The 18,855-nt window shown below is 63.3% G+C and carries 20 protein-coding genes and 1 tRNA gene; 12 read left to right on the forward strand and 9 right to left on the reverse strand.

Annotated features, from left to right (window positions below; genetic code table 11):
* The gene (locus tag PCA20602_RS03370; RefSeq protein ID WP_150670846.1) at positions 1-549 is read left to right on the forward strand and encodes a hypoxanthine-guanine phosphoribosyltransferase; all 549 of its coding nucleotides are present in this window, start codon (positions 1-3) and stop codon (positions 547-549) included.
* A gap of 189 nt (positions 550-738) precedes the next feature.
* Here the strand turns inward: PCA20602_RS03370 and PCA20602_RS03375 are convergent, their stop codons facing one another.
* A complete protein-coding gene (locus PCA20602_RS03375; RefSeq protein WP_150719932.1) occupies positions 739-2,478 on the reverse strand; it encodes a proline--tRNA ligase in 1,740 nt (579 codons plus the stop codon).
* Between the two features lie 237 nt (positions 2,479-2,715).
* On the opposite strand from PCA20602_RS03375, the gene PCA20602_RS03385 reads away from it, so the two are divergent.
* Both PCA20602_RS03385 and PCA20602_RS03390 read left to right on the forward strand, forming a co-directional pair.
* The gene (locus tag PCA20602_RS03385; protein ID WP_246181992.1) at positions 2,716-3,423 is read left to right on the forward strand and encodes an RNA pyrophosphohydrolase; all 708 of its coding nucleotides are present in this window, start codon (positions 2,716-2,718) and stop codon (positions 3,421-3,423) included.
* A gap of 85 nt (positions 3,424-3,508) precedes the next feature.
* Positions 3,509-4,084 (forward strand): CNP1-like family protein, encoded by a 576-nt coding sequence (locus tag PCA20602_RS03390; protein ID WP_150719934.1) that lies wholly within the window; start codon positions 3,509-3,511, stop codon positions 4,082-4,084.
* A gap of 141 nt (positions 4,085-4,225) precedes the next feature.
* Here the strand turns inward: PCA20602_RS03390 and proB are convergent, their stop codons facing one another.
* From proB to rplU, 4 genes are all read right to left on the reverse strand, one after another.
* Positions 4,226-5,359 (reverse strand): glutamate 5-kinase, encoded by a 1,134-nt coding sequence (gene proB, locus PCA20602_RS03395; protein WP_069340958.1) that lies wholly within the window; start codon positions 5,357-5,359, stop codon positions 4,226-4,228.
* A gap of 175 nt (positions 5,360-5,534) precedes the next feature.
* Positions 5,535-6,665: an Obg family GTPase CgtA gene (gene cgtA / locus PCA20602_RS03400; protein ID WP_150719935.1), complete on the reverse strand. Its 1,131-nt coding sequence runs from the start codon at positions 6,663-6,665 to the stop codon at positions 5,535-5,537.
* A gap of 151 nt (positions 6,666-6,816) precedes the next feature.
* Positions 6,817-7,077 (reverse strand): 50S ribosomal protein L27, encoded by a 261-nt coding sequence (gene rpmA, locus PCA20602_RS03405; protein ID WP_010803931.1) that lies wholly within the window; start codon positions 7,075-7,077, stop codon positions 6,817-6,819.
* A 28-nt stretch (positions 7,078-7,105) separates the two neighbouring features.
* Complete coding sequence (gene rplU, locus PCA20602_RS03410) at positions 7,106-7,417, reverse strand: 50S ribosomal protein L21 (RefSeq protein ID WP_010803930.1); 312 nt, start codon at positions 7,415-7,417, stop codon at positions 7,106-7,108.
* A gap of 327 nt (positions 7,418-7,744) precedes the next feature.
* On the opposite strand from rplU, the gene PCA20602_RS03415 reads away from it, so the two are divergent.
* On the forward strand, positions 7,745-8,674 hold the full coding sequence (locus tag PCA20602_RS03415; protein WP_240493455.1) for a polyprenyl synthetase family protein: 930 nt from the start codon (positions 7,745-7,747) through the stop codon (positions 8,672-8,674).
* 19 nt (positions 8,675-8,693) lie between these two features.
* Positions 8,694-8,770, forward strand: a tRNA-Pro gene (locus tag PCA20602_RS03420).
* A 169-nt stretch (positions 8,771-8,939) separates the two neighbouring features.
* Here the strand turns inward: PCA20602_RS03420 and PCA20602_RS25895 are convergent.
* Positions 8,940-9,134, reverse strand: a complete 195-nt coding sequence (locus PCA20602_RS25895) for a hypothetical protein (RefSeq protein WP_246181993.1) — start codon at positions 9,132-9,134, stop codon at positions 8,940-8,942.
* Between PCA20602_RS25895 and PCA20602_RS03425 the strand changes: the two genes are divergently transcribed.
* From PCA20602_RS03425 to yacG, 7 genes are all read left to right on the forward strand, one after another.
* A complete protein-coding gene (locus PCA20602_RS03425) occupies positions 9,121-10,326 on the forward strand; it encodes an HlyC/CorC family transporter (RefSeq protein WP_246181994.1) in 1,206 nt (401 codons plus the stop codon). The two genes, PCA20602_RS25895 and PCA20602_RS03425, sit on opposite strands and share 14 nt — an antisense overlap.
* A gap of 141 nt (positions 10,327-10,467) precedes the next feature.
* Positions 10,468-11,700: a GspE/PulE family protein gene (locus PCA20602_RS03430; RefSeq protein ID WP_150719937.1), complete on the forward strand. Its 1,233-nt coding sequence runs from the start codon at positions 10,468-10,470 to the stop codon at positions 11,698-11,700.
* Between the two features lie 195 nt (positions 11,701-11,895).
* Positions 11,896-13,122, forward strand: coding sequence for a type II secretion system F family protein (locus PCA20602_RS03435; protein WP_150719938.1), 1,227 nt, complete (start codon positions 11,896-11,898; stop codon positions 13,120-13,122).
* Positions 13,119-14,000, forward strand: coding sequence for a prepilin peptidase (locus tag PCA20602_RS03440; RefSeq protein WP_150719939.1), 882 nt, complete (start codon positions 13,119-13,121; stop codon positions 13,998-14,000). Before PCA20602_RS03435 ends, PCA20602_RS03440 begins: the two co-directional genes overlap by 4 nt.
* Positions 13,997-14,611, forward strand: coding sequence for a dephospho-CoA kinase (gene coaE / locus PCA20602_RS03445; RefSeq protein WP_150719940.1), 615 nt, complete (start codon positions 13,997-13,999; stop codon positions 14,609-14,611). The genes PCA20602_RS03440 and coaE overlap by 4 nt, the downstream gene beginning before the upstream one ends.
* Positions 14,612-14,697: 86 nt before the next feature.
* Positions 14,698-15,453, forward strand: a complete 756-nt coding sequence (gene zapD, locus PCA20602_RS03450; protein WP_069340951.1) for a cell division protein ZapD — start codon at positions 14,698-14,700, stop codon at positions 15,451-15,453.
* A gap of 4 nt (positions 15,454-15,457) precedes the next feature.
* Entirely contained in the window at positions 15,458-15,652 is a 195-nt protein-coding gene (gene yacG, locus PCA20602_RS03455; RefSeq protein ID WP_069340950.1) for a DNA gyrase inhibitor YacG, read from the forward strand.
* A gap of 224 nt (positions 15,653-15,876) precedes the next feature.
* Here yacG and PCA20602_RS03460 read toward each other — a convergent pair whose 3' ends face one another.
* The 3 genes from PCA20602_RS03460 to argJ form a co-directional block, all read right to left on the reverse strand.
* A complete protein-coding gene (locus PCA20602_RS03460; RefSeq protein WP_069340949.1) occupies positions 15,877-16,311 on the reverse strand; it encodes an NUDIX domain-containing protein in 435 nt (144 codons plus the stop codon).
* Between the two features lie 87 nt (positions 16,312-16,398).
* On the reverse strand, positions 16,399-17,283 hold the full coding sequence (locus PCA20602_RS03465) for an ATP-binding protein (protein WP_150719941.1): 885 nt from the start codon (positions 17,281-17,283) through the stop codon (positions 16,399-16,401).
* A gap of 247 nt (positions 17,284-17,530) precedes the next feature.
* Positions 17,531-18,760 (reverse strand): bifunctional glutamate N-acetyltransferase/amino-acid acetyltransferase ArgJ, encoded by a 1,230-nt coding sequence (gene argJ / locus PCA20602_RS03470; protein WP_150719942.1) that lies wholly within the window; start codon positions 18,758-18,760, stop codon positions 17,531-17,533.
* Positions 18,761-18,855: the final 95 nt, after the last annotated feature.

Genomic DNA, 18,855 nt, shown 5'->3' on the forward strand with positions numbered 1-18,855 from the left:
ATGAACCGCGAAGAAGCCCTCGAAGTATTCCGTAATTCCGAAGAAATCGTCTCCGCCGACGAGGTCAACCGCTGCGTCGACACGATGGCCAAGGCCATCAAGGAAGCCATTGGCGACGAATTTCCGATGGTGCTGTCGGTCATGGGCGGCGCAGCCGTCTTTACCGGCATGCTCCTGCCGCGACTCGATTTCCCGCTCGAATTCGACTACATCCACCTCTCCCGCTACAACAACACCACTACCGGTGGCGCCATGCAGTGGCGCGTCGCGCCGCGCGACTCGGTGCGTGACCGCGTGGTGCTCGTGCTCGACGACATTCTGGACGAAGGCGCCACCATGGCCGCAATTCGCGACCGGATTCTGGAGATGGGCGCGTCGAAGTTCTACAGCGCCGTGCTGTGCGAGAAGATCCTGACGAAGGAAAAGCCGTCACATCCGGATTTCTGTGGCTTCACCGTGCCGGATCGCTACGTCTTCGGCTGCGGCATGGACGCCAAGGGTTACTGGCGCAATCTACCTGCGATCCGCGCGCTGACGACGGCTCGCTGATCGGGGCGCGACATCCCGGCAAGCGTTTCGGGATGTCTGCATTGGCGCCGGGGGGGGGCAATCTCCCGCGCCCAATGAAAAGGGGACCTCATCGAGGTCCCTTTTCTTTGATTACCCGGCGGCCGTCACACGCACGGTGTCGCCGTTCCGTGCACCGCCGGCCGGATCGACCGGCAGCGCACGTCCCACTCAGATCGCCTTGGCAGCGCGCACCTTGCCGGTGACAACTTCTGCCACGGTCGCGGCGTCGAGCAACTGCGCTTCCGTGTCGCGACGACCCTGATACTCGATCTTGCCTTCCTTCAGGCCACGGTCGCCGATCACCACGCGGTGCGGCACGCCGATCAGTTCCCAGTCGGCAAACATCACGCCCGGACGCTCGCCACGATCGTCCAGAATCACGTCGATACCGGCGGCCACCAGATCTTCGTACAGCTTGTCGGCGGCGGCACGCACGGCGTCGCTGCGGTCGTAGCCCATCGGGCACAGCACCACTTCGAACGGGGCAATCGCTTCCGGCCAGATGATGCCGCGATCGTCGAAGTTCTGCTCGATGGCTGCGCCGAGAATGCGCGTGATGCCAATGCCGTAGCAGCCCATTTCCATCGGCGCCGGTTTGCCCGTTTCGTCGAGGAACGTGGCGTTCATGGCGTCGGAGTACTTCGTGCCCAGTTGGAACACGTGGCCGACTTCGATACCGCGGCACAGCGCGATCTCGCCCTTGCCGTCCGGCGACGCGTCGCCCGGCACGATGTCGCGCAGGTCGAAGACGATTTCCGGTTCCGGCAGATCGCGGCCCCAGTTCACACCGGTGATGTGGAAGTCCGTCTCGTTCGCGCCCACGACGAAGTCGCTCATCTTCGCAACGGTGCGGTCGACCACGAGCTTCACCGGCTTCTTCGTGCCGATCGGGCCGAGGTAGCCCGGCGGCGTGCCGAACCATTCGACGATCTCGGCTTCGCTGGCAAAACGCATCTCGGCCAGACCCGGCACCTTGCTCGCCTTGATCTCGTTCAGATCGTGATCGCCGCGCAGCAGCAGCAGCCAGACGGTGGTGCCGGCCTTCTCGTCGTCCGTCGCGAGGACGATCGACTTGACGGTGCGCGTGAGCGGAATCGAGAGCAGTTCCGCGACGGCTTCGCACTTGGCCTTGCCCGGCGTGGCGGTCTTGGTCATGGCCTCGGCAGGCGCGGCACGCTCGCCTTGCGGGGCGAGCGCTTCGGCCATTTCGACGTTGGCGGCATAGTCCGACGTCGGGCAGTAAGCGATGGCGTCTTCACCGGTCTCGGCGATCACGTGGAACTCGTGCGAGCCCGAGCCGCCGATGGAACCGTTATCGGCCACGACTGCGCGGAACTCCAGACCCAGTCGCGTGAAGATGCGCACATAGGCGTCGAACATCTTCTGATAGGACACTTCCAGACCCGCGCGATCCTTGTCGAACGAGTAGGCGTCCTTCATGATGAATTCGCGGCCACGCATCACGCCGAAACGCGGACGGATCTCGTCGCGGAACTTCGTCTGCACCTGATAGAAGTTCACCGGCAGTTGACGATAGCTCTTGATCTCGCGGCGTGCGATGTCCGTCACCACTTCCTCGTGGGTCGGCCCGACGACGAATTCACGGTCGTGACGATCCTTCAGACGCAGCAGCTCCGGGCCGTACTTCACCCAGCGACCCGACTCCTGCCACAGTTCCGCCGGCTGCACGGCCGGCATGAGCAACTCCAGCGCACCCGCGCGGTTCATTTCTTCACGGACGATGGCTTCGACCTTGCGGATCGAGCGCAGGCCGATCGGCAGGTAATCGTAGATACCGCCGGCGACGCGGCGAATCATGCCGGCACGCATCATCAGCTTGTGGCTGACGATTTCGGCGTCGGCGGGGGCTTCCTTGAGGGTGCCGAAGAAGAAACGAGAGGCTTTCATGCAGATTTCCGGGAAAAATTAGGGTCAACGGCGCACGCGGCGGTTCGGTCGGCTGCGCCAAAGCAGGGCCGGGCGCGTAACGAGATGGTACCGAGACGGTAGCGTGACGTCTTCGCAGCCCCTGAGACTCCCGCCGGCCATACGCGCCGCCCCGGTTACCCGAGCCGCCGCCGGCCGCCGCGCCGGTGATTATCTGTTTATAATCGAAGCAATTTTAAAGGATTCAAGGGTGGTTGTATGCTGGACCGTGAAGGCTTTCGCCCGAACGTCGGCATCATCCTCTTAAACGCACGCAATGAAGTGTTCTGGGGCAAGCGGCTGGGCGAGCACTCCTGGCAGTTCCCGCAAGGCGGCATCAAGTACGGCGAAACGCCCGAACAGGCCATGTTCCGAGAATTGCACGAGGAAACCGGGCTAAAGCCAGAACACGTCAAAATCATCGGTCGCACACGCGACTGGCTGCGTTATGAGGTGCCGGACAAGTTCATCAAACGCGAAGTGCGCGGACATTACCGGGGCCAGAAGCAGATCTGGTTCCTGCTGCGCATGGTCGGGCGCGACTGCGATATCTGCTTGCGTGCAACCGATCATCCGGAGTTCGACGCCTGGCGCTGGAACGAATACTGGGTGCCGCTCGACGCGGTGATCGAGTTCAAGCGCGAGGTGTATCAGCTCGCGCTGAACGAACTCTCGCGTTATCTGCGACGCACCGCCGCACGCGCTCAGCAGGACCGGCGCCGGTTTCCGAGAGCCGGGGCACGTGTGGGCGAAATGCCGCCGGGCGCCACGGATGCGTTGCATGAGCAGGAAGGCGGCTTCGGCAGCGGTGACTGCGGCGACGCGTCTGCGATATCCGATGGTGCGGACGGCACAGGCACGACGGATACCGCAGATACGGCGGATACGGCGAACCATGCCGACCGTCACCACCGCCGGGAGCACTGAACCGGACGGCCGCCGGCCTGTCACAACACCGGACGCGGGCATGATGCCCGCGCCCGCTTTTTTTTGATTCCTCGACCCCATTCCCATGCGTCCTTCCTTTGCCCGCCGCGCCCCGCGCCTGGTCACGCTCGTTTCCCTGGCCGCCCTCGCGCTGATCGCCGCTTGCAGCAGCACGTCGCAGCCCGTTCAGGACTTTGACGAATACATGGCGCAACAAGAGGCCGCCAAGGGCAAGTGGAAGGAAGCGGAATACAAGCTCCCGACCGAAGCACCGAAGGATGCCGATCTGATCAGCTTCTCCACGCTGCCCAATGCCACCCTCGATTACGCCATCGACGCGAAGTCCGTCGAGGTCACCCGCGACGACGGCGTGGTCCGCTACGTCGCCGTCATCCGCAGCAAGGAAGGGGCGCGCAACGTGTCGTACGAAGGCATCCACTGCTCGTCGTTCGAATCGCGTCTGTACGCCACCGGCCGTCCTGACGGCACCTGGGCCCCGGCGCGCAACAGCGAATGGCGCCCGATCCGCCCGTATGGCGCGACCGCCTATCAGGGCATCCTGTTCCGCGACTTCCTCTGCCAGGACAAGACACCGTACGGCACCGCCAAGGACATCGTGCAGAACCTGCGCTATCCGACGACGCCTGCCGCCTATCGTTGATGCCTTGCAGAGCAGGCCGCGCCAGCGTGAAAACGCTGATGCCGCTGCGACCTTCGCGATGAAAAAAACGCCGGTCACGAATCACGTGCCGGCGTTTTTTGTCTCTGGCTGTCCCGCCTCTGCAAGGAGGCTGTATCGGTCTCAGCGCAGAATCAGGTTGTCGCGATGGATCAGTTCCGGCTCGTTCGCAAACCCCAGCACCTGCTCGATATCGCTGCTTGGGTGACGGCGAATGAGTCGCGTCTCGGACGCGCTGTAATTCGACAGGCCGCGCGCGACCTCATGACCCGCCTCGTCGACACAGGCGATGACCTCGCCACGCGCGAAGGTGCCTTCCACGTCGATGACGCCGATCGGCAGCAGGCTCTTGCCCTCTTCCATCAACTTCTTGCACGCGCCCGCGTCGATCACGACACGACCGCGCACTTGCAGATGGTCGGCCATCCACTGCTTGCGAGCCGTCAGCACGGCCGTGCGCGCCACCAGTTGCGTGCCGATGGCTTCGCCGCCGGCCAGACGCACGAGCACGTCGGCTTCCCGCCCCGACGCGATTACGGTATGCGCTCCACTCGTCGCCGCGCGCTTGGCCGCGAGAATCTTGGTGAGCATGCCGCCCCGGCCGATGTTGGTGCCGGCGCCGCCAGCCATGGCTTCGAGACGCTCGTCTCCCGCCTCGGCCTCGTGAACGAACTCGGCGTCGGGATGCTTGCGCGGATCGGCGGTGTAGAGCCCCGACTGATCGGTGAGGATGACCAGCGCATCGCCGTCGATCAGGTTCGTGACGAGCGCGCCGAGCGTGTCGTTGTCGCCGAACTTGATTTCGTCGGTCACGACCGTGTCGTTCTCGTTGATGATCGGCACCACGCCCAGACGCAGCAGCGTAAGCAACGTCGTGCGGGCGTTCAGATAGCGTTCGCGATCGGCCAGATCGGCATGCGTGAGCAGAATCTGCGCCGTGCGTACGCCATGCTCGGCGAAGCGGGTTTCGTACACCTGCGCGAGCCCCATCTGCCCCACGGCAGCGGCGGCCTGCAGTTCGTCGATGGCCTTCGGGCGGCGCGCCCACCCCAGACGCTGCATCCCCTCGGCAATCGCGCCCGAGCTCACGAGCACGACCTGCTTTGGCGGTCGCCCGTCGCCCCCGTGCCGCAGCGCGGCGATCTGCTGCGCCCAACGCGCAATGGCGACATCATCCAGCCCGCGACCGTCGTTGGTCACGAGACTGGAGCCCACTTTCACCACGAGCCGCTTGGCATCGGCGATGACCGAACGCATGGACCTGAACTCTCCGGAGGTATTGGGAAGACGGGGCTGCTGCGGGCGAGGAAGACATGGATGGCGCGGGGCGCCGGTCGTCGCTCATTTGGCCGCTGCGGCCGGATCGCTGGCGCCTGGGCGCGATGGACGTTGTCCATGGCGCGACGGTGCCAGCGTTTGAGTGATACGGAGTTTACGCCTTTGGCGCGTCGTCCGTTGGGGTTTGTGGCGCTTCGACGGCAGCAGGGGCAGCACTACCCGCGCGGAAACGCGGGTCGGCAGCCGCGTCTTCAATCGCTTCTTCGACGGCGCCACGTTGCTGATACAAATACTCCTGCACCTCCAGGCACAGCTTCTCGCAGCCTTCGCCGGTCAATGCGGAGATTTCGAACGTCGGACCCTCCCAGCCATAGCGCTTCTTGAAGTCCGCCACACGCTCGGCACGCTCCTCTTCCGGCAGCATGTCGACCTTGTTGAGCACCAGCCAGCGCGGCTTCTGGAACAACGTTTCGTCGTATTTCTGTAGCTCGAGAACAATGGCCTTGGCATCCGCCACCGGATCAACGCCCTCGTCGAACGGCGCGATATCCACGATGTGCAGCAACAGGCCAGTACGCTGCAAGTGACGCAGGAACTGGTGACCGAGGCCCGCCCCTTCGGCAGCGCCTTCGATCAGGCCCGGAATGTCAGCGATCACGAAGCTACGGCCCGGCGCAGTACGCACGACCCCCAGATTGGGGTGTAGCGTCGTAAACGGATAATCCGCAATCTTCGGACGCGCGTTCGACACCGAAGAGATGAACGTCGATTTGCCCGCATTGGGCATGCCGAGCAGGCCGACGTCCGCGAGCACTTTCAGCTCGAGCTGGAGCATACGGCGCTCACCGGGCTTGCCCGGCGTCGTCTGACGGGGCGCGCGGTTCGTGCTCGACTTGAAATGGATGTTACCCAGACCGCCCGCCCCCCCTTGCGCGAGGACAACTTCCTGACCGTGCTCGGTCAGATCGGCGATGGTCTCGCCAGTGTCCATATCGGAGATGATGGTGCCGACCGGCATACGCAGGGTGATATCGTCACCGCCCTTGCCGTAGCAATCCGAACCGCGACCGCGCTCACCGTCCTTCGCCAGATGCTTTTTCGAATAACGGTAGTCGATCAGGGTGTTGATGTTGCGATCCGCCACGGCGAGCACGCTGCCGCCGCGACCGCCGTCGCCGCCGTCCGGTCCGCCGAACGGCACGAATTTCTCACGGCGCATCGATGCCGAGCCGTTGCCGCCGTCCCCGGCGATCACCTCGATTCGTGCTGCGTCAATGAATTTCATGTGGGTCCGCCCCGCTTAACGACCGTCCGCAGACGATCCAGAATACTGTTCACTGCCCCACCCCGGGCGCGACTGATGCGCTGCACACTGGCGGGACAAACAAAAAAGGCCCCGCATGAGAGCGGAGCCTTTTGGTGGCAAAAGGCTTAGCTTACGCTGCCGGCACCACGCTAACCACTTGCTTCTTCGCTGCGCCCTTGACGGCGAACTGCACGTGGCCGTCGGCCAGTGCAAACAGCGTGTGGTCCTTACCGATGCCGACGTTTTCGCCAGCATGCATACGAGTACCGCGTTGGCGAACGATGATGCCGCCAGCCAGGATTGCCTGACCGCCGTACACCTTCACGCCGAGGCGCTTCGACTCGGAATCGCGGCCGTTACGGGACGATCCGCCTGCTTTTTTGTGTGCCATGACTTAACTCCTTACCTAGCTCGATCGATTAGCCGTTGATGCTGTCGATGCGCAGCTCGGTGTAGTTTTGGCGATGGCCTTGACGCTTTTGGTAGTGCTTGCGACGGCGCATCTTGAAAATCTTCACCTTGGGGTGACGACCCTGGGCGATAACGGTAGCCTTGACGGAAGCCCCACTGACCAACGGCGCACCGAACTTAATCGATTCGCCCTCGCCAACGGCGAGAACCTGGTCGATGGTGATTTCAGCGCCAATGTCAGCCGGTATCTGTTCTACTTTGAGCTTTTCGCCAGCAGCAACCTTATATTGCTTACCGCCGGTTTTTATGACCGCGTACATTGTTGAACCTCACTCATAAACAAGAGAATTTCCGTGCAGACCGAGGGTCCCGAAAGGACACGACTTACCGGCCGATCGCACCGCTGCGGGCCGTCATACCGAAGTATTTTCGGACCCGGCGCAACGAATGCGCGCACGAAAACGGGGAATTATACAGACTTTCTCCTTTTGCGTCAAAGACTTCCGTGACGCCAGTCATTCCGCGGCTCTGGTGCCCGAAAGTGGCCGCACCCACTATATAATTTGGGGCGAATTTTTCCTCACCCGAGCCTCGTCTTGACTGCTTCGACTTCTTCCCAGAACGTACTGGCCGCCATCGCCGACGACATGCGTGCCGTCGACCAGCTTATCCGCCACCGGCTGGCCTCCGAGGTGGTCCTGATCAATCAGATCTCGGAGTACATCATCAATTCGGGCGGCAAACGGCTACGCCCGGCATTGCTGTTGCTGGTGTCCGGCGCGCTGGGCGTGAGCTCGCCAGCGCGCTTCGAGCTGGCCGCAGTCATTGAATTCATCCACACCTCAACGCTGCTGCACGACGATGTGGTCGACGAATCCGATCTGCGTCGCGGCAAGCAGACGGCCAATGCGCTGTTCGGTAACGCGGCGTCGGTCCTGGTCGGCGACTTTCTGTATTCGCGCTCCTTCGAAATGATGGTGAGCGTGGACAACATGCGCGTGATGCAGATTCTGGCGCGCGCCACCAATGTGATCGCCGAAGGCGAGGTGCTGCAACTGCTGAACATGCACGATCCCGATGTGGACGAGGCACGTTACCTGCAAGTGATCAAATACAAGACGGCCACGCTGTTCGAAGCGGCGACGCAACTCGCCGCCGTGCTCGCGAATGCGGATGCACAGACCGAAGCTGCCGTTCGTGAATATGGTGGACGTCTGGGCACAGCCTTCCAGTTGATGGACGACTGGCTGGACTACGCTGGCGACACCGATGCCATGGGCAAGAACGCCGGTGATGATCTGCGCGAAGGCAAGCCGACGCTGCCGCTGATTCACGTGCTTCAGCACGGCACCGAAGCCGAACGTGCCCTCGTGCGCGAAGCGATCGAGAATGGCGGCACCGACAAGTTCGAACCGATCCTCGCAGCAATCACGCGCACGGGCGCCCTCGACTACACGCTGGCACGCGCGAAAGAAGAAGCAGATGCAGCCGCTCAAATAATTTCTGCACTCCCCTCTTCCCATTACAAAAATAGCCTGCTAGAATTATGTTCTTACTCGATAGCGCGACGCACTTAGCGAAGTAGCAGTATCGAAGCGGGGTGTAGCTTAGCCTGGTAGAGCGCTACGTTCGGGACGTAGAGGCCGGAGGTTCGAATCCTCTCACCCCGACCAGGATTTACTTTGCTCATATGCAAAGCAAAAAAACCGACGGACATGTCCGTCGGTTTTTTTATTTCTGCCGCTATTTCCGCCGCAAAATTCCCCTGCCTCTTACTCAACGCTTGGGACTCCGGCCCATTCCCGTCATCCTGCACTATCCGCCACGGTGTGCTTACGTCGATCACGCATCGGGGCAGGCATCGAAACGGGCCCCCACATCCCCTCTGCTATAGTGGCGACTCATTGCCACCGCCGCGCTTCGCGCACCGAAAAGCTTGGACGCCTTGCCCTTATGGGCGCAGATTTGCGCCGTCGCCTTCCTGATCGTCTGCTCGGGATTCTTTTCCATCTCGGAGACGAGCATGATGGCGCTCAACCGCCATCGCCTGAAGCATCTGGTGCGCATGAACGTCTCCGGCGCCCGATCGACGCAAGGTCTGCTCTCCCGCACGGAAGACCTGCTCTCGACGATTCTCGTCGGCAATAACGTCATCAATACCGTCGTGCCGGTGCTCACCACGTCGATCGCGGTGCGCTACTTCGGCAACGACGCCATCACGCTCTCCATCGCGACAGCGATGATTGCGCTGCTCATCATCATCTTCGCGGAGATCGGCCCGAAGATCGTCGGCGCAACGTATCCGGAACGCATCGCCCTGTCGGTCAGCACGCCGCTCAAACCCATCGTAGTCGCGGCGACGCCGCTCGTGTGGGTGCTCAATACGTTCGTGCGCGGGATGCTGCGCGTGCTGCGCATCGATACGCGTCGCGCGGCAAGCGAGGCCCGGCTGACGACCGAAGAGTTGCGCACCATCGTGCTCGAAGCCGGCAACTACATGCCGACCAAGCCGCGTAGCGTGCTGCTCAACCTGCTCGATCTCGAGAACATCGCTGTCGACGACGTGATGGTGCCGCGCGCGCGCATCGAAGCGCTCGACATCTCGGCCCCGCTCGACACCATCCTCACGCAACTTGAGACCTGCTATCACAACAAGTTGCCAGTGTATGACGGCGACATCGATCGCATCATCGGCATCTTGCCGGTGCGTCGTACGTTGTCCGCGCTGCGTCATCCGGACGATCTTTCCGTCGATACGTTGCGTGCGCTGCTCGTCGATCCGTACTTCATTCCGAGCGACACGCCTGCGCTGCGTCAGTTGCAGTACTTCCAGGAGAATCAGCGTCGCGTGGGGCTGGTCGTCAACGAGTACGGCGAAGTCGAAGGGCTGGTAACGACCGAGGACATCATCGAGGAACTCATCGGCGAGTTCACGACGAGCGTGCCGGGCACCGGTGGCAGCCGCTCGGGCTGGACGTCCGACGGCGAATGTCTGGTCGGCGGCGGCGTCGGTCTGCGAGACCTGAACCGCCGGCTCGGATTGCATCTGCCGACCGATGGGCCGAAGACACTCAATGGCCTCATTCTCGAAGTGCTGCGCGAGATTCCGGAAGCGGCCGTCAGCCTTGAAATCGAAGGCCTGCGTATGGAGATCGTGCAGATCGACAACCAGGCGATCAAAACGGTCCGGTTGTTCAAACCGGGGCCGCGCGCCGCCCATCACGACTGACGATTTGCGATCGCAGTGAATCGACGATGTCGTTCTCGATCACTGCCGGTCACACCCCTCCATTTTTCGGGTTATTCCGATTGAGCGATGCCGGGGTTATGGCGAGACTGAAGCTTCACGCAGCTCTCGCAGAACCCCGTCATGTCGCAATCCACCGCCCCACTCCCTGCCCCATCCGTTGATGGCACGTCGTCGGCAACGACGTCTCCCTTCGTCTCGACAACGTCATCTTCCGGCGCGCCTCATGCGTCTCCCAAGGGCGAGACGCCACTGCAATGCCTTGAGCAAATCCTGAACGACGCGATTCGCGCAGGTGCTTCCGACGTTCATTTCGAACCGATGGCGCAACGCTTTCGCGTTCGGCTACGCATCGACGGTTACCTGCAAGAACACTGCGAGGTGCCGCTCGCGTGGCGCGACATGCTGGTGTCGCGACTGAAAGTCCTGGCGAATCTGGACATCGCACAAAAGCGATTGCCGCAAGATGGGCGCATGGTGTGGCGTGAAGCGGGAGAGCCGGTGGAGTGTCGCGTGAGTGCGCTGCCCACGCTCTACGGGGAAAAACTCGTGGTGCGACTGCTTGACGGCGCCAAGGTACCACTGGCGCTGGAAGGCCTCGGCTACACGCCGAAGCAGTATCTCGCACTGACGCAGGCAATCTCGCGGCCGCACGGCATGATTCTGCTGACGGGGCCGACCGGCAGCGGCAAGACCGTCTCGCTGTACAGTTGCCTGCGACGGCTCAACAACGCGTCACGCAATATCGTGACCATCGAAGACCCGGTGGAAATCCGTCTACCGGGCATCACACAGGTCAATCTGAACGAACGCGCCGGACTCGACTTCGCGACCGCGCTGCGCGCCTTTCTCCGTCAGGATCCGGACGTCCTCGTCGTCGGTGAGATTCGCGACGCGCTAACGGCCCAGATTGCCGTACAGGCCGCACAGACCGGGCATCTGGTTTTCGCAACCGTGCATGCGAACGACGCACCGAGCACACTCGCGCGGCTCTTCGACCTCGGCGTTGCGCCGTTCAACCTCTCGTCGACGCTCCTGCTCATCAGCGCACAGCGCCTGCTCCGGCGAAGATGCCCTGCCGGCTGTGAACCTCGCGCAGCGGCAAGCGACATCGAGCGCAACAACCGATCGTGCATGCGCTGTCACGGCAGCGGCTTCGCCGGGCGCATCGGCGCCTTCCAGGTGATGCCGATCAGTGCCACACAAGCCATCAACATCGCTCAGGCACGTAGTCCTCACGAACTGGCGGCGCAGGCGCAAAGCGAGGGGATCATGACACTGCGCGAAGCCGGGCTGTGGCATGCGCAAACAGGAACCATCAGCGAGGAGGATGTCGATGCGACGACTCCCGCCTGATGCTGCGTCACCGAATGTTTCTGCCGATGCGTTCCGGTTTGTGCGTGAACAACTCACGCGAATGCACCTCGATGACGATTTCCATCGACAGGTATCTACCTTTGCGTCATCGGATGGCGCTCGTCCAAAGCGGTCTATGCATCGCCTTTCCCGGCGTCGAACGATCTCCCCAAGCCATCGAATCGAGCGTGCCGAATGTCTCAATTGATGCCACCACGTCGCTGGCACTGGCAGGGACGAGACGCCGACGGGCGCTCACAACGCGGCGATATCGTCGCACACGGCGAAGCGACTGCCCGACTCGCGCTTCGGCAGCAGTACCCGCAGGTGACGATCACGCACCTGGGACCGGGACGCCGTCACGCGCCGGCGGCACGCACCCGGTCGTCCGACGCTACGGACTTCGTGCGTCGGCTGGCGACGCTGCTGGGTGCGGGCGTCCCGCTGACGGCTGCGCTCAACGTGCTGGCACGCGGCGCACACACGCGAGGCCTCAAGCGGCTGGCGTCCGGCATCGCACAGGACGTCGCGCTGGGCCACCCGTTGGCGCAAGCGATGGCGCGCGCCAGCCGACGCTTCAGCGGCGTCGATTGTCAACTGATCGCCGCCGGCGAACTGAGCGGGCAGCTTGGCCAAACGTTGATGCGTCTGAGTGCCCATTACGATCACGCGCAAAGCGTGCGGGACAAACTACAACGCGCCCTTGCCTATCCGCTCACGGTACTGGTCGTGGCGGTGGCCGTCGTGATCGCGTTGCTGCAATGGGTGATTCCGGAATTCGAGCGTCTGTTCGCCAGTGCCGCCGGCGGGGGCGTGCCGTTGCCACCGCTGACTCGCGCGCTGATCGATCTTTCACGCGCGTCGCTAACGAGCGGCCCGTGGATACTGGCCTGCACTGGCGCAGCGGGTCTAGCCATCGCCGCCACGCTTCGGAGAAGCCTGCGTATGCGACGCCGGCGAGACCGTCTGATATTGCGGTTGCCGGGGGTGGGCAACATCGTGCGGATGATGAGCGCCGCCCGATGGGCGAGGACACTGGGCACGCTGCTTGACGCCGGTGTCGCGTTGCCGGATGCCATGGATGCCGCGGCAAGCGCCTGCGGCAGCCTCGTCATGCAGGAAGCCGCACATGCGGTGCACCGCCAGGTCACCCGGGGAGCGCGTCTGGCAACGTCGCTCGAAGCCGATGGGCGCTGGCCGCTGGCCGTGGCACAACTGGCCGGCATCGGGGAGGAATCGGGTACACTCGGGCGCATGCTCAACCAGGCCGCCGGCCTGCTCGACGAGGAAGCTTCGCAGGCGCTGGTCAGTACCTGCGCGACGCTCGAACCCATGATGATTACGTTTCTCGGCCTGCTGATCGGCGGTATGGTCCTCGCGATGTATCTGCCGATGTTCCAACTCGGATACGGTGTCGCATGAACGCGCTCGATGGCTACGCTGAATTCCTTCTCGTCGATTGGCTCGCGCAACTGGCCCCTCACTGGCGTCTCGCGCTATTCGCCATCACCGGCATGCTTGCCGGGTTAATGCTCGACGTCGTCGTGCGACGCGTGCCGTCGGCGATCGAACGCGCCTGGCTCGAAGAGCTTCAGGCCGCCGAGGCGTCGGAGTCCCTATCACCGGCAGCACCGGCGGCACCAGCACCTCACGCCACACGCCAGACGACGCCGATTGCGCTCTCGCCCGCCGCCACCCTGTCGGGCATCAGTGCGACCGACCTGCCCATATTGGCGACGGACGCGCCGCCGCCACGTCGCTGGCAACTCGCGTTGCTCACCGGCGCACTCAGCGTCGCCATCTCATGGCGGTTCGGTCCGACATGGCAAAGCGTGGGTGCACTCGGTCTTGTCTGGACGCTCGTCGCGCTCGCGTACATCGATCACGACACGCAACTTTTGCCCGATATCCTGACGCTGCCGCTACTGTGGACCGGCCTGCTTTGCAACCTCGGCCATTGGTTCGCTGCGCTGCCTGCCGCCGTCATCGGTGCGGCAGCCGGGTATATGAGCCTGTGGGCGATGTATTGGGTCTATTGGTGGATACGTCGTCGCGAAGGTATGGGTTTCGGCGACTTCAAGCTTTATGCGGCGTTGGGTGCCTGGTTCGGCTGGACGGCGCTGCCTCAGATTCTGCTCGTCGCGTGCGTCCTTGCCATCGTGGTTGCCGGCAGTGCGTGGCTGACGGGGCGCCTGCGCAGCGATCAGATGTTTCCTTTCGGCGCGTTTCTCGCCGCCGCAGGTATCGTCACGCTCTTCGGCGGCGACGGCCTGATGCTCTGGATCGGAGGAACTCCATGACTTACGCCATCGGCCTGACCGGCGGCATCGGTAGCGGCAAGACGACCGTCGCCAATCTGTTTGCCACGCACGGCATCGCCATCATCGACACCGATGCCATTGCGCACAGCATCACTGCACCGGGGGGCGCGGCCATGCCCGCTATACGGCGCGAGTTCGGCGACGCCTTCGTGGCGCCGGACGGCTCGCTCGACCGGGCACGTATGCGAGAAGCCGTCTTCACGGACGACGCCGCGAAAGCGCGTTTGGAGGCAATTACCCATCCGCTGATCCGCACGGAATGCGAGCGCGCTGCGGCCGAAGCCCAAGGGCCCTATCTGATTTTCGTAGTGCCGTTGCTGGTTGAATCCGGCACCTGGCGCGAGCGTGTGCAGCGGATATTGGTCGTCGACTGCACGCAGGAGACGCAGATCGCGCGTGTCATGTCCCGAAACCGGTTCACGCGTGAGCAGGTGCAGGCGATCATGGCGCGTCAGGCCTCGCGCGCCCAGCGGCTTGCCGTGGCGGACGACGTGATCGACAACGACGTGCAGCACGCCCCGCTCGCGCCCCAAGTCGACCGTTTGCACGCCACCTATCTCCAACTGGCGACGCGCTCGGGAGGCGAATGAGCGCCCGCTCGCGTTGCCACCCGACAGATTCCCGCATTAGAATGTCGCCATTACGCTGAAAAGCGCCAACTTTTGGGCCAACGCGCTTGATCCTGTACGAATATCCGCTCAACGAACGCATTCGCACGCTGCTTCGGCTAGAAGAGCTGTTCGGGCGCTTTGCCTTTTTCGTGGGACAGGATCAGCCGCTCGATCATCATGCGGCCCTGATCACGATGTTCGAGATTGCCGACATCGCGGGTCGCACCGATCTGAAGAACGAGCTGGTCAAGGAACTCGACCGCCAACGTCAGACGCTCCAGACCTATCGCGGCAACCCTGATATCGCCTCCGACGCGCTCGAACAATTCATCGGCGAAGTCGAGCTGGCCATCGCGAACCTCAATCAGATTCCCGGCAAACCCGGTCAGCACCTGAACGACAACGAATGGCTCGCGAGCATTCGCAGCCGCTCGGTGATCCCCGGGGGTACCTGCCGTTTCGATCTGCCGTCGTATTACGCCTGGCGTCATAACGACGCCGAGCAGCGTCGTCACGATATCGATAAGTGGATCGGACCGCTCTTCCCGATTCGCGACGCCATCGCGATCGTGCTGGGGCTGGCACGCGAGTCCGGCCACGCCAGCAAGGCGATGGCACAACAGGGCAGCTACCAGCAGATGCTCACCGGGCGCGTGTATCAACTGATGCAGGTGCGTGTCGCGGCCGACCTCCGCGTGATTCCGGAAGCGAGCGCCAACAAGTACATGCTGTGGGTACGCTTCACGACGCAGGACGGTGATCTGAAGCCGCGTCCGGTCGACAGCGACGTACCGTTCCTGCTCACCCTCTGCAATCTGTAAGACCATGACGAGCGTCGTCAACTGTCCGACCTGCGGCAAGAAAGTTGCCTGGGAGCCGAAGTCCAAATTCCGTCCGTTCTGCTCGGAGCGCTGTAAGCAGATCGACATGGGCGCGTGGGCCGCGGAGAAATACACGATCCCGGCCGAGTCGCCGGAAGATCCGTCTCAGGAATCGCCGCTCGATCCGACCCAACGCTGATCGACGCATCGAAGTCTCAAAGTCCCGAAGTACCGATCGAACGCTTTACGCGATGCCGGGCCGACAGACGGCGACGGCGACGGCGACGGCGCCGAACAATCCATCGTCAGTGACATCAAGCTCGGATCCCGTCGAGCCGGAAAAACAAAAATGCCGCTTCGGTAGACATCGAAGCGGCATTTTTCATGCGCTCGCCAAACGGCAGCGCTCGCAGCGTGCTCTCGTCAGGGGCGCGCGGCCAACTCCTCGGCAAGCCACGTCAGCGGGGGCAGCGCCGCCGGCAGCAACGGCTCGACGCTCACCGGCGGGTGCTCCCACGCCAGCGCCTGACCTTCCTTGCCATGCGGCTCGCCCTGCCATGCCGTCACCTTGCAGAAATGCAGACGGACGTAGGCGTGCGGATAATCGTGCTCCAGCACACGCCACGGTGCGCAGCGCTCGACCGTCACGCCCAGTTCCTCGTGCAGCTCGCGCGCCAGCGCCGCCGCCACCGACTCACCGGCCTCCAGCTTCCCGCCCGGAAACTCCCAGTAGCCGGCATACGGCTTGCCTGCAGGACGCTGGCCGAGCAGCACCGCGCCGTCCGGGCGCACCATCACACCTACGGCCACTTCCGTGACGGGACGCCCATCCGGCGCCATTCGATTCGAGTCTGTCATATCACTACACGCCTACGGAATTTCCCACTCGGACGGACGGCGCCCGGGCAGCGCCATCGCGCCCCGAACGCCACACCGTCCCTATCGTTACGACGCCTGCGACGACGCCCCACGCTGCTTGCCGGCCCAGTCGCGAGCAAACTGGAACGCGACCCGGCCCGAGCGCGACCCCCGCTCCAACGCCCAGATCAGCGCTTCCTGACGCGCACTTTCCGTCTGGTCCGCCGGCACGCCGAAGTGCTGCAACCAGTGGCTGACGATCGTCAGGTAATCGTCCTGCTTGAACGGATAGAAGCTCACCCACAGCCCGAAGCGCTCGGACAGGGAGATCTTCTCTTCGATCACTTCGCCCGGATGAATCTCACCGTCTTCGGTGTGGCGATAGCTCTCGTTGTCCTTCATGTACTCGGGCAACAGGTGACGACGGTTGGACGTCGCATAGATCAGCACGTTGTCCGACTGCGCGGCCACCGAACCGTCGAGCGCAACCTTCAGCGCCTTATAACCCGACTCGCCGTCCTCGAACGACAGGTCGTCGCAGAACACGACGAAGCGCTCCGGGCGCTGCGAGATCAGGTCGACGATGTCGCCCAGATCGGTCAGATCGTCCTTGTCGACTTCAATGAGACGCAGTCCTTCCGACGCGTACTGATTCAGGCATGCCTTGATCAGTGACGACTTGCCGGTACCGCGTGCGCCGGTGAGCAGCACATTGTTGGCCGGCTCGCCACGCACGAACTGACGCGTGTTCTGCTCGATCAGCGCCTTCTGACGCTCGATGTTCTGAAGGTCGCCCAGCGTAATGTTGGAGACGTGCGCGACCGGTTGCAGGAAACCGCGTCCCTGCTTCTTGCGCCAGCGGAACGCCGTCGCGACGCTCCAGTCGATTTCGGGGGCAGCCGGGGGCAGCATCGCCTCCAGCCGGGCCAGCACGCCTTCAGCGCGCGTCAGGAACTGTTCCAGTTTGTCCATTGCTTCGAAATCCCCGCGCCGCTATCGGGCGCTCGTGTCGATGCTTCGAGGTGTTGTCGTTTCCCTTCGCTGTGCACCCCGGTGCTTTTGCCACCGGCTGGCGATGCGCCCGATATCGATATGCCTGTGCCATCGGGCACCCACGTCTACCGGCGCAGGGTGGATGCCGGTCAGACATCCGTCGCTGCGCCGACGGCCCTTCGCATCCGGTGGGATGCTCACTCGATCCGGGCCGCCGCGTCGGGTCTCAGGAACGGTAATCCGCGTTGATGCTCACGTAGTCGTGCGAGAGATCGCACGTCCACAGCGTTGCTGCCGCGTCGCCGCGACCGAGCACCACGCGTACCGTAATTTCGCTTTGCTTCATTACGCGCTGACCGTCTTCCTCACGATAGTCGGCATTGCGGCCGCCAGCGCGGGCGACCAGCACGTCGTCCAGATAGAGGTCGATCTTGCTGACGTCGAGATCGTTCACGCCCGCATAGCCGATGGCGGCCAGAATGCGGCCCAGATTCGGATCGGACGCGAAAAACGCCGTCTTCACCAGCGGCGAATGGCCGATGGCGTACGCGATCTGGCGGCACTCGGCCACGTCACGGCCACCTTCGACCGTCACGGTGATGAACTTGGTCGCGCCTTCGCCATCGCGCACGATGAGCTGGGCCAACTCCTGCGAGATCGACAGCAGCGCATCGCGGAAAGCAGCGAACGCCGGGGTGTCGGTGCTCGCGATTTCCGGCAGTTCGGTCTGGCCCGTGGCGGCCACGATGAACGAGTCGTTGGTCGACGTATCGCCATCGATGGTGATGGCATTGAACGAGCGGTCTGCAACGTATTTCACCAGTGCGTCGAGCACCGGCTGCGCCACGCGGGCATTGGTACCGACGAAGCCGAGCATGGTCGCCATGTTCGGCTTGATCATGCCCGCCCCCTTGCTGATGCCGGTGAGCACGATCGTCTGACCATCGATCACGAGCTGACGCGAGGCCGCCTTCGGCAGCGTGTCGGTCGTCATGATCGACTGCGCGGCTTCGAACCAATGGGCGGGCGCCAGATTGCCAATGGCCTGCGGCAGACCGGCGACCAGGCGATCGACCGGCAGCGGTTCGAGAATCACGCCCGTCGAGAACGGCAGGATCTGGTTGGACGAGACGGACAGCAGCTTGGCCAGCGCGTCGCACGTCGCGCGCGTAGCGAGCATGCCGGGTTCGCCGGTGCCGGCGTTGGCGTTACCCGTGTTGACGACGAGCGCGCGAATGCCGGCCTTGGCCGCCAGATGCTCCTTGCACACCGTAACCGGCGCGGCGCAGAAGCGGTTCGTCGTGAACACGCCCGATACCGTGCTACCGGCGGCCAGTCGCATGACCAGCACGTCCTTGCGGTTCGGTTTGCGGATATTGGCTTCGGCCCAGCCCAGTTCCACGCCCGGGACGGCATGCAGTTGGGAGGCTTCGATCGAGGGGAAATTGACGGCCATGAGGGTTCGCCCGCGAGAGGTAAGGGTTGCAGCTCCCGCCCTGGCGATGTCGGCACGACAGCCCGCCGGGGCGGCGGTTGATCGGTGCGGCCGGT

The sequence above is a fragment of the Pandoraea capi genome (assembly GCF_902459735.1).
GTDB lineage: Bacteria > Pseudomonadota > Gammaproteobacteria > Burkholderiales > Burkholderiaceae > Pandoraea > Pandoraea capi.

Bases quoted from the DNA above. Each gene is read 5' to 3' on its own strand.
- PCA20602_RS03415 (WP_240493455.1), top strand. From the start codon at position 7,745: ATGCGTGCCGTCGACCAGCTTATCCGCCACCGGCTGGCCTCCGAGGTG.
- PCA20602_RS03370 (WP_150670846.1), top strand. From the start codon at position 1: ATGAACCGCGAAGAAGCCCTCGAAGTATTCCGTAATTCCGAAGAAATC.
- yacG (WP_069340950.1), top strand. From the start codon at position 15,458: ATGACGAGCGTCGTCAACTGTCCGACCTGCGGCAAGAAAGTTGCCTGG.
- proB (WP_069340958.1), bottom strand. From the start codon at position 5,359: ATGCGTTCGGTCATCGCCGATGCCAAGCGGCTCGTGGTGAAAGTGGGC.
- PCA20602_RS03390 (WP_150719934.1), top strand. From the start codon at position 3,509: ATGCGTCCTTCCTTTGCCCGCCGCGCCCCGCGCCTGGTCACGCTCGTT.
- PCA20602_RS03465 (WP_150719941.1), bottom strand. From the start codon at position 17,283: ATGGACAAACTGGAACAGTTCCTGACGCGCGCTGAAGGCGTGCTGGCC.
- cgtA (WP_150719935.1), bottom strand. From the start codon at position 6,665: ATGAAATTCATTGACGCAGCACGAATCGAGGTGATCGCCGGGGACGGC.
- PCA20602_RS03460 (WP_069340949.1), bottom strand. From the start codon at position 16,311: ATGACAGACTCGAATCGAATGGCGCCGGATGGGCGTCCCGTCACGGAA.
- PCA20602_RS03425 (WP_246181994.1), top strand. From the start codon at position 9,121: ATGATGGCGCTCAACCGCCATCGCCTGAAGCATCTGGTGCGCATGAAC.
- rplU (WP_010803930.1), bottom strand. From the start codon at position 7,417: ATGTACGCGGTCATAAAAACCGGCGGTAAGCAATATAAGGTTGCTGCT.
- PCA20602_RS03435 (WP_150719938.1), top strand. From the start codon at position 11,896: ATGTCTCAATTGATGCCACCACGTCGCTGGCACTGGCAGGGACGAGAC.
- argJ (WP_150719942.1), bottom strand. From the start codon at position 18,760: ATGGCCGTCAATTTCCCCTCGATCGAAGCCTCCCAACTGCATGCCGTC.
- PCA20602_RS03430 (WP_150719937.1), top strand. From the start codon at position 10,468: ATGTCGCAATCCACCGCCCCACTCCCTGCCCCATCCGTTGATGGCACG.
- rpmA (WP_010803931.1), bottom strand. From the start codon at position 7,077: ATGGCACACAAAAAAGCAGGCGGATCGTCCCGTAACGGCCGCGATTCC.
- coaE (WP_150719940.1), top strand. From the start codon at position 13,997: ATGACTTACGCCATCGGCCTGACCGGCGGCATCGGTAGCGGCAAGACG.
- PCA20602_RS03440 (WP_150719939.1), top strand. From the start codon at position 13,119: ATGAACGCGCTCGATGGCTACGCTGAATTCCTTCTCGTCGATTGGCTC.
- PCA20602_RS03375 (WP_150719932.1), bottom strand. From the start codon at position 2,478: ATGAAAGCCTCTCGTTTCTTCTTCGGCACCCTCAAGGAAGCCCCCGCC.
- PCA20602_RS03385 (WP_246181992.1), top strand. From the start codon at position 2,716: ATGCTGGACCGTGAAGGCTTTCGCCCGAACGTCGGCATCATCCTCTTA.